Below are 8,088 nucleotides of genomic sequence, written 5' to 3'. Positions count from 1 at the left end.
TGGATCACCGCGTCCCACGACCACGCCCCGGTGACCCGAACGGCGGGCACGGCCCCTTGACCGAGCGGTGACTACGGGCGGAGCAGCGGCTCGCGCTCCAGGTCGCGCTTGTCGAGCTTCGCGTCGGCCTTCGCCAGCGGCCTGGCCTTCGCCGGGTCCTCCTGGACCGCGGCCGGGGCGACGCCCGCCCAGCGCAGGATCGCGGCGGTCGCCTCGGCCTTCTCCTCCGCCACCAGACCGGCGACGTTAGCGCCGTGGTTGGCGCCGGGCGCGGTGAAGACGTGGCTGTCGCGGGTGCCCTTGCCGACCCGGAACGGCTCGGCTCCCCACGGGTCGTTCTGGCCGTAGACGAACATCATCCGGTCGGCGTTGCGCCGCACCCAGCTGTCGACGTCCTTCATCACCTGTGGCTTGAAGCGCATCGGGATGTCGCGCGGCACGAAGTTGCGCGGGGGCTGGTAGCCGTAGCGGCTCAGGCCGTCCAGGTGGGGCTGCCGGATGTCCGGCGAGCCGAGCTCTGTGCCCGCCTGGTAGTAGTACGGCGTGTAGGTGGCAAGCCCCTGGTCGGCGTAGGCGGAGAAGCCGGAGATGGCGTCGATCGTGTCGAAGATCTCCTGGTCGGAGGCGGTGGCCGCGGCCGGGATCGCGTCGCAGTCGGAGACCAGGCTGTACTGCCAGAATGCCCAGACGAAGTCGAGGACGACGGCCTCGTACGCCTTGTCCAGGCTGCCGACGGTGTCGAAGGTGTAGCCGCCGTCCGCCGCGTATTTCTCGTAGAGGGCCGTCAGCGGCTCGCGCCGTACCAGTGCCTCGCGCTGAACCGCGTTCAGCTTGGTCCGGCACTCGGCGGTGCCGACATTCTCCAGGAAGCGGTCGTACGCCCGGTCCTCGTTGTTCACGACGTCGTTCGGCGCGACGTAGGCAACGACGCCGTCCATGTCGCCCGGGTGGAACCGCTCGTAATAGGTGGCCGTCATGCCGCCCTTGGAGCCGCCGGTGGAGATCCACTTCTTGGAGTAGATCTTCTTCAGTGCCTTGAACACCCGGTGCTGGTCGGCGGCGGCCTGCCGGATGTCCAGCGTGGACCAGTCCGCGGGCGCGGGCCGCGAGGGCGTGAAGAAGCGGTACTCCAGGGAGACCTGGTTGCCGTCGACGATGGCCGTCGGCTCACTGCGGCGGGGCGTGGTGGACACGTTGTAGCCGGAGGTGAAGAAGACGGTGGGACGGGAGGTGTCCTTGTGCAGCAGGGTGATCCGCTGCTGGAACGTGCCGCGCCAGGGGTGCCGGTGGTCGACCGGCTGTGTGTAGTTGAGGACGAAGAACCGGTAACCGGGGTACGGCTTCTCCTCGATGAGACTCATCCCCGGGATCGACAGGACCCGGTCCTTGATGTCCGTGGCGGCACCGGAGTCGGCACCGACGTGCGTGGCGATGTCCGTGCCGGTCGCCGGTCCGGCGGCGGTAGCCGCGTTGGCCGTCGCGCCGGCCGCGCTCACGGTGCCTATGAGCACCACGAGCGACAGCAGCCATCTGAGCGCCTTGCGCATTCACCCTCCCCTTGACGTCAAGCGGTCGCGGTGAACCCAGGGTCCTGCTTCCGGATCATGCCGGGCTCGCGTGCCCTGGCACCGCTCACTAATCCGGCCTGATCCGGAAGCAGGACCCTAGCGGTGGTAACACCGGCCCCGCCAGACCCGGTTGGGGCTCAGGGACGCATCAGCACAGAATCCACCCGGTGGCACGTGAGGTGCCCGAGACCGAACCGGTGGCCCGCACACAGCGGTTGCGGGCGTGCACCGTGACGGGCCCGGCCTGCCGGGTGAACCGCCCGCTGTCCGTCTCCGTCCAGCCGCCGCGGGGCTGGAGCGAGACGGACATGGAACGCCTGGCGCCGGGGCGCTTGGCGAGGGTGACGGCACAGACGGAGTTGCCCTGCTTGTAGACGCGCAGTTCGCCGGTGGAGAAGGCGACCTTCTTCATCAGCCGGCCGGGGCAGGGGGCGGCAGCCTCCGCGCTGCCGACCGCCGGGCCGGCGACGGTGAGCACCGCGGCCGTCACGACCGACGCCAGCAGGCGCCTCACGAGCCGTGCAGGCCGTCCTGTGCCCTTGTTCCCCGCCGCTTCCAACACGCCTGCTCCCCACTGCCCCGTACACATGCGTACGCCCCGTACACGCGTACGACGCGTACGGGGCGTGAATGGTTGCGGCCCCTGCTGCCTCTCCGCTCCCACCTGCTACGGGCTTTCCGCCCGGCGGCGACGCAGCGCGACGACGATGCCCCCGCCCGCGACCCCGCCCGCGACCCCGCCCGCGACCACGGCAGCGGCCGCGGCACCCGCGAGGGGGAGCGCCGAACCGGGGCCGGTGGAGGCCAGGTTGCCGCCGGTGGCGGCCCTCCCGGCGCCGCCCGACGTCGACGAGGACGCCGCGCCACCGGTCGAGGACGAGCCGCTCGTCCTTCCCCGGGCCCTCGGCCGTCACACGGCCGCCGGCTCGTCCTCCCCCAGACCCTCTATGCCCTGCCCGATGAACGTGCGCCACAGCGCTGCGTACCGGCCCTCGCGGGCGAGCAGTTCGTCGTGGGTGCCGTCCTCCGCGACGCGTCCGCGGTCCATCACGATCACCCGGTCGGCGCGGGCCGCGGTGGTGAGGCGGTGGGCGACCACGAGGGTGGTGCGCCGGCCGGTCAGCCGGTCCGTCGCCTGGTTGACCTGGGCCTCCGTGGCCAGATCCAGGGCGGCGGTCGCCTCGTCGAGCAGCAGCACGTCCGGGTCGACGAGTTCGGCACGGGCCAGGGCGATCAGCTGGCGCTGGCCGGCGGAAAGGTTGCGTCCGCGTTCGGAGACCTCGTGGAGGTAGCCGCCGTCGAGAGTGGCGATCATGTCGTGTGCGCCGACGGCACGGGCGGCGGCCTCCACCTCGGCGTCGCTCGCGCCGGGGCGGCCGTAGGCGATGGCGTCGCGGACCGTGCCGACGAACAGGTACGCCTCCTGGGGGACGACCCCGAGACGGTGCCGGTACGCGGTGAGGTCCAGCTCCCGCAGATCCTGTCCGTCCACGGTGACCCGGCCGTTCGTCGGGTCGTAGAACCGGGCCACCAGCTTCACCAGAGTCGACTTGCCGGCACCCGTCTCGCCGACGAACGCGACGGTCTGTCCCGGCGGGATCCGCAGGTCGACGCCGGTCAGGGCCTCCTCGTCGTCGCCGTACGCGAACGACACGTCCTCGAAGGCGATCTCGCCGCGCAGAGCGCTCACCTCGTGCGGCTCACGCGCCGGGGCCGTGGAGGTCGGCTCCCGCAGCAGTTCCTGCACGCGGCGCAGCGACACGGCCGCCTGCTGGTAGCCGTCGAAGACCTGGGAGAGCTGCTGCACGGGCGCGAAGAACAGGTCGATGTAGAGGAGATAGGCCACGAGCGCGCCGGTGGTCAGCGTGCCCGCCTCGATCCTCGCCCCGCCCACGATCAGCACGGCGGCAGCGGCCACCGACGACAGCAGCTGCACGAAGGGGAAGTAGACCGAGATCAGCCACTGACCGCGGACCCGGGCCTCGCGGTAACTGTCGCTGCGGGACGAGAAGTTGCGCAGACCGTCGCGCTCGCGGCGGAACGCCTGCACGATCCGCAGGCCGGAGACCGACTCCTGGAGGTCGGCGTTGACGACGCTGATCCGGTCGCGGGCCAGCTCGTACGCCTTCACGCTCTGCTTGCGGAAGAAGTACGTGCCGAGGATCAGGACGGGCAGTGTCGCGAAGACGACGAGCGCCAGCTGCACGTCGATGACGAGCAGGGCGACCATGATGCCGAGGAAGGTGACGACGGAGACGAACGCGGTGACGAGGCCGGTCTGCAGGAACGTGGACAGCGCGTCGACGTCCGTCGTCATCCGGGTCATGATCCGGCCGGTCAGCTCGCGCTCGTAGTAGTCGAGGCCGAGCCGCTGGAGCTGCGCGAAGATCTTCAGCCGCAGCGAGTACAGGACACGCTCGCCGGTACGGCCGGTCATCCGGATCTCGCCGGTCTGCGCGATCCACTGCACGAGCACGGTCGCCAGCGCGAGGAGCGAGGCGGCCCATACGGCGCCGAGCGCCATCTGCTCGACGCCCTCGTCGATGCCGTGCCGGATCAGGACGGGCAGCAGCAGGCCCATGCCCGCGTCGACGGCCACGAGCACCAGGCTGATCAGCAGCGGCAGCCCGAAGCCGCTCAGCACGGCCCGCAGCCGGCCGCCCTCGCCCGCGCGCTCCGCGGCCGGTTCGGGGCGCGTGGCCCGCGCCTCGTCGATGTCGGGGGTGTCGGTCGCCGGGGGCAGCGCCTCGACCTGTGCGAGCAGTTCGGGCGTGGCGCCGGGCTCCTCCTTGGCCTCCTCGGCATGCTCGTCGCGGACCCACAGGTGGGGGGTGATGCCGCGCTCGACGTCGAACTCGGCGTCCAGCTCGTCCCGCACGGTGCGGTCCTCGTCCGGCTCGGGCACCGCCTGCTGCAGGACGTGGCCGGGCGAGACGCCGCCCAGCTCGTCCGGGTCGGTCAGCAGCCGCCGGTACAGGGCGGAGCGCCGCTCCAGCTCCTCGTGCGTGCCGATGTCGGCGAGCCGCCCGCCGTCGAGGACGGCGATGCGGTCGGCGAGGTTGAGGGTCGAACGCCGGTGGGCGATGAGCAGCGTCGTACGGCCGGCCATGACGTGCTTCAGGGCCTCGTGGATCTCGTGCTCGACGCGGGCGTCGACGGCCGAGGTGGCGTCGTCGAGGAGCAGCAGCCGGGGGTCGGCGAGGATGGCCCGGGCGAGGGCGATGCGCTGGCGCTGGCCTCCGGAGAGGGTGAGGCCGTGCTCGCCGACCTTCGTGTCGTAGCCGTCGGGCAGCTCTGCGATGAAACGGTCCGCCTGGGCGGCGCGGGCGGCCTTCTCGATCTCCTCCCAGGTCGCCTCGGGGTGCCCGAACGCGATGTTGGCGCGCACCGTGTCCGAGAACAGGAAGCTGTCCTCCGGTACGAGTCCGATCGCGGACCGCAGCGAGTCGAAGGTCAGCTCCCGCACGTCGTGGCCGCCGACGAGGACGGCCCCGCGGGTGGCGTCGTAGAAGCGGGGCAGCAGCAGCGAAACGGTGGACTTGCCGCTGCCGGACGCGCCGACGACGGCGACGGTCTCACCGGCCGCGATCTCCAGCGAGAAGCCGTCGAGCACCGGCTTGCCGTCCGCGTACGCGAAGCTCACGTCGTCGAACTCGACCGTGGCCGGGGCGTCCGCCGGCAGCTCCTTCGCACCGTCCTTGATCGTCGGCTCGGTGTCGATGAGGTCCAGGACCCGCTCCACACCGGCCCTGGCCTGCTGCCCGACGGTGAGCACCATGGCGAGCATCCGGACCGGCCCGACGAGCTGTGCGAGATACGTGGAGAACGCGACGAACGTACCGAGCGTGATCTCGCCCTTCGTCGCCAGCCAGCCGCCCAGCGCGAGCATGGCCACCTGCCCCAGCGCGGGGACGGCCTGCAGGGCGGGCGTGTACCGGGCATTGAACTTGATCGTCCGCAGCCGGCCCGCGAAGAGCTTCCTGCTCACCTCGCGGAGCTTGCCGGTCTCCTGCTCCTCCTGCCCGAAGCCCTTCACGACCCGCACACCGCTGACCGCCCCGTCGACGACCCCGGCGACGGCCGCGGCCTGGCTCTGCGCGTACCAGGTGGCGGGGTGCAGCCGGGTGCGGCTGCGCTTGGCGATGAACCACAGGGCCGGGGCGACGGCGAGCGCGATCAGGGTCAGAGGCAGTGACAACCACGCCATGACGACGAGGGAGATGGCAAACAGCAGAAAGTTCCCGATGGTCATCGGGAGCATGAAGAGCAGCCCCTGAATCAGCTGCAGATCACTGGTGGCCCGCCCCACGACCTGCCCGGTGGACAACTCGTCCTGCCGCCGCCCGTCCAGCCGGCTGATCGTCGCGTACATGTCGGTCCGCAGGTCGTGCTGCACATCGAGGGCGAGCCGCCCGCCGTAGTAGCGGCGGATGTACGTCAGCACGTACACGGCCACGGCGGCCGCGATCAGCAGCCCGGTCCATGTGGAGAGCGACCGCGTCTTCGCGCCGATGACATCGTCGATGACGACCTTGGTGATCAGCGGCACGAGCGCCATGACGGCCATGCCGCCCAGCGACGACCCGAGCGCGAGCACGACATTCCGCCGGTACCGCCAGGCGTACCCGGTCAGCCGCCGCGCCCATCCTTGCGCTGCTGGTGCCGCCTCCACGTGATGCCTCCCCGTTGATTCCGCCTCGGCCCTGCGGGCCTGATCTTCCGGAAGGCACCAACGCGGGGGGCGCCGGATTTCATCCCCCTGCAACAAAGACCGGTCCAAGGACCTAGGACTCGTCGACCAGGCGGCCGGCGCCGAGCGGCGGGTGGGGAGCCGGTCCCGAGGCGTGGGAAAGGGAACGGCAGCCTGACCGCGGCACACCGCCACGAGCCGCACTCGGCACCCGGTCACGCAGAGCCGGTGAGCGCGCCGAGCACCACGTCCCGCGGCGTGATCGGGTGGGGGATGCTAACTCCTCGCCGCGCGGCGCGCGTTGCCGTGCTCGATCCCGCCGGGTCGGTCTTCCTGTTCCGCTACGACAACGAAGAGGTCGGAGTCCACTGGGCCATGCCCGGCGGCGGGCTGGAAGCGGGCGAGGACCCGCGCGACGGGGCGCGGCGGGAGCGGCGGGAGGAGACGGGGTGGGCAGACCTGGAGCCCGGGCCGCTGCTGTGCACCTGGGAGCACGACTTCACCCGGGCCGGGGTCCCCGTACGCCGGCACGAGCACATCTACCTCGCCCGCGGTCCGCGACGTGAGCCGGCGGGCGACGTGGCCGCCGCCCACGCCGAGGACAGGATCCTGCACTGGCGCCGGCGGACCCGGCGCGAGCCGGCCGCGCTGGCCGACGCGCTGTGGCCTCCCCAGCTGCCCACGCTTCTGGCCGGGCTGCCCTGGGCACGCACCCCGCACCCCGAGCCGGTCCACCTCGGTTTCGTTCCCGCCGGTTTCGTTCCCGACGGGGCGACGGGGCGACGGGCCGGCGATGAGTTCGGGCGGGCGGCGGAGTCGGCCTTGTAGAGAACTCCACCCGACAGGGGCCGAGACATGACTGACAACGAGAAGCAGATCCGTACCTTGATCGAACGCTGGGCCACGGCCGTGCACAAGGGCGACCTCGAGGCCGTCCTCGTGGATCATGCCGACGACATCGTGATGTTCGACGTACCGCCGCCTCACGACGGCGTCCGGGGTGTCGACGCCTACCGTGAGACGTGGCCGCCGTTCTTCGAGTGGCAGGCGCAGGGCGCGGCGTTCGAGATCCTCTCCCTCGACGTCACCGCAGGCACCGACGTCGCCTTCGCGCACGCCCTGCTGCGCTGCGGGACCCCGAAGGAGCTCACGGACCATCCGGAGACCCGGCTGCGGCTCAGCGTCGGTCTGCGCAAGGAGCAGGGCCGCTGGGTCGTCGCGCACGAGCACCACTCGTTCGCCGACACGACAGTCGTCGGGGACGGTGCCTGACCGGCGCGTTCCGCGGCCGTCGGCCGTGGGTAGTGACTCACGGCGTCGCCGGACGGACCGGCGAGGAGGGGGCTCCCATGGCCGACGCCCGATCGACTGCGGCTTACCTGTGCGGGAAGCTCTACGCCACGCTGTGGGCGCTCGGCGTCCTCGGTACGGCGGCCCCCACGCCGTCGCCCCTCACACCCGGCCGGGACGAGAGCACCGCCCGCTTCCCGCGGGACGAGCTGAAGCGGCGCTTGGCAGCAGCCGGCGCGCACATGATCACCGCCAAGGGCCGGGGCGGTGACCGGGCGCAGGCCGCTTCCGAGGTCTTCCGGTCGATACCGGATCTCATACCGGTCGCAGGGCTGCCGCAGAAGCGGTATACCAACCAGGAGGTGCTGCAGTTCAGCCAGGGCTGCGCGGCCCAGCTGACCACCTATCGCGAGAAGTACGGCTCGCTCCTCCACTGAGCCGCGGGGCCGCCCGGCCGATGGACGGAGGGGAGGGGGAGCGTACGGGCGTGTGACGGGAGCAGGGTGAGGGGGCGCGCAGGCGTGCGACGGGGAGAGGGGA

Annotated in this window: 6 protein-coding genes; 3 read left to right on the top strand and 3 right to left on the bottom strand. The window is 71.6% G+C overall.

Going from position 1 to position 8,088, the window contains the following annotated elements; genetic code table 11:
• Positions 1 to 71: 71 nt before the first annotated feature.
• The 3 genes from ABZ070_RS33540 to ABZ070_RS33530 form a co-directional block, all read right to left on the bottom strand.
• Positions 72 to 1,547 (bottom strand): S28 family serine protease, encoded by a 1,476-nt coding sequence (locus ABZ070_RS33540; RefSeq protein ID WP_356639509.1) that lies wholly within the window; start codon positions 1,545 to 1,547, stop codon positions 72 to 74.
• Positions 1,548 to 1,716: 169 nt separating this feature from the next.
• Positions 1,717 to 2,082: a hypothetical protein gene (locus tag ABZ070_RS33535; RefSeq protein ID WP_356639507.1), complete on the bottom strand. Its 366-nt coding sequence runs from the start codon at positions 2,080 to 2,082 to the stop codon at positions 1,717 to 1,719.
• A gap of 396 nt (positions 2,083 to 2,478) precedes the next feature.
• On the bottom strand, positions 2,479 to 6,240 hold the full coding sequence (locus tag ABZ070_RS33530) for an ABC transporter ATP-binding protein (RefSeq protein ID WP_356639505.1): 3,762 nt from the start codon (positions 6,238 to 6,240) through the stop codon (positions 2,479 to 2,481).
• Between the two features lie 246 nt (positions 6,241 to 6,486).
• Here ABZ070_RS33530 and ABZ070_RS33525 point away from each other — a divergent pair, with 246 nt between their 5' ends.
• From ABZ070_RS33525 to ABZ070_RS33515, 3 genes are all read left to right on the top strand, one after another.
• The gene (locus ABZ070_RS33525) at positions 6,487 to 7,086 is read left to right on the top strand and encodes an NUDIX domain-containing protein (RefSeq protein ID WP_356639503.1); all 600 of its coding nucleotides are present in this window, start codon (positions 6,487 to 6,489) and stop codon (positions 7,084 to 7,086) included.
• A gap of 27 nt (positions 7,087 to 7,113) precedes the next feature.
• Complete coding sequence (locus tag ABZ070_RS33520; RefSeq protein ID WP_356639501.1) at positions 7,114 to 7,530, top strand: SgcJ/EcaC family oxidoreductase; 417 nt, start codon at positions 7,114 to 7,116, stop codon at positions 7,528 to 7,530.
• Positions 7,531 to 7,607: 77 nt separating this feature from the next.
• Entirely contained in the window at positions 7,608 to 7,985 is a 378-nt protein-coding gene (locus tag ABZ070_RS33515) for a hypothetical protein (protein WP_356639499.1), read from the top strand.
• The last annotated feature ends 103 nt before the right edge of the window (positions 7,986 to 8,088 follow it).

This window comes from Streptomyces sp. NPDC006283, assembly GCF_040613325.1.
Lineage (GTDB): Bacteria > Actinomycetota > Actinomycetes > Streptomycetales > Streptomycetaceae > Streptomyces.
The sequence above is the reverse complement of the archived record's forward strand: the minus strand, read 5'-3'. Positions and strand labels throughout refer to the sequence as shown.

Bases quoted from the DNA above. Each gene is read 5' to 3' on its own strand.
- ABZ070_RS33540 (WP_356639509.1), bottom strand. From the start codon at position 1,547: ATGCGCAAGGCGCTCAGATGGCTGCTGTCGCTCGTGGTGCTCATAGGC.
- ABZ070_RS33520 (WP_356639501.1), top strand. From the start codon at position 7,114: ATGACTGACAACGAGAAGCAGATCCGTACCTTGATCGAACGCTGGGCC.
- ABZ070_RS33515 (WP_356639499.1), top strand. From the start codon at position 7,608: ATGGCCGACGCCCGATCGACTGCGGCTTACCTGTGCGGGAAGCTCTAC.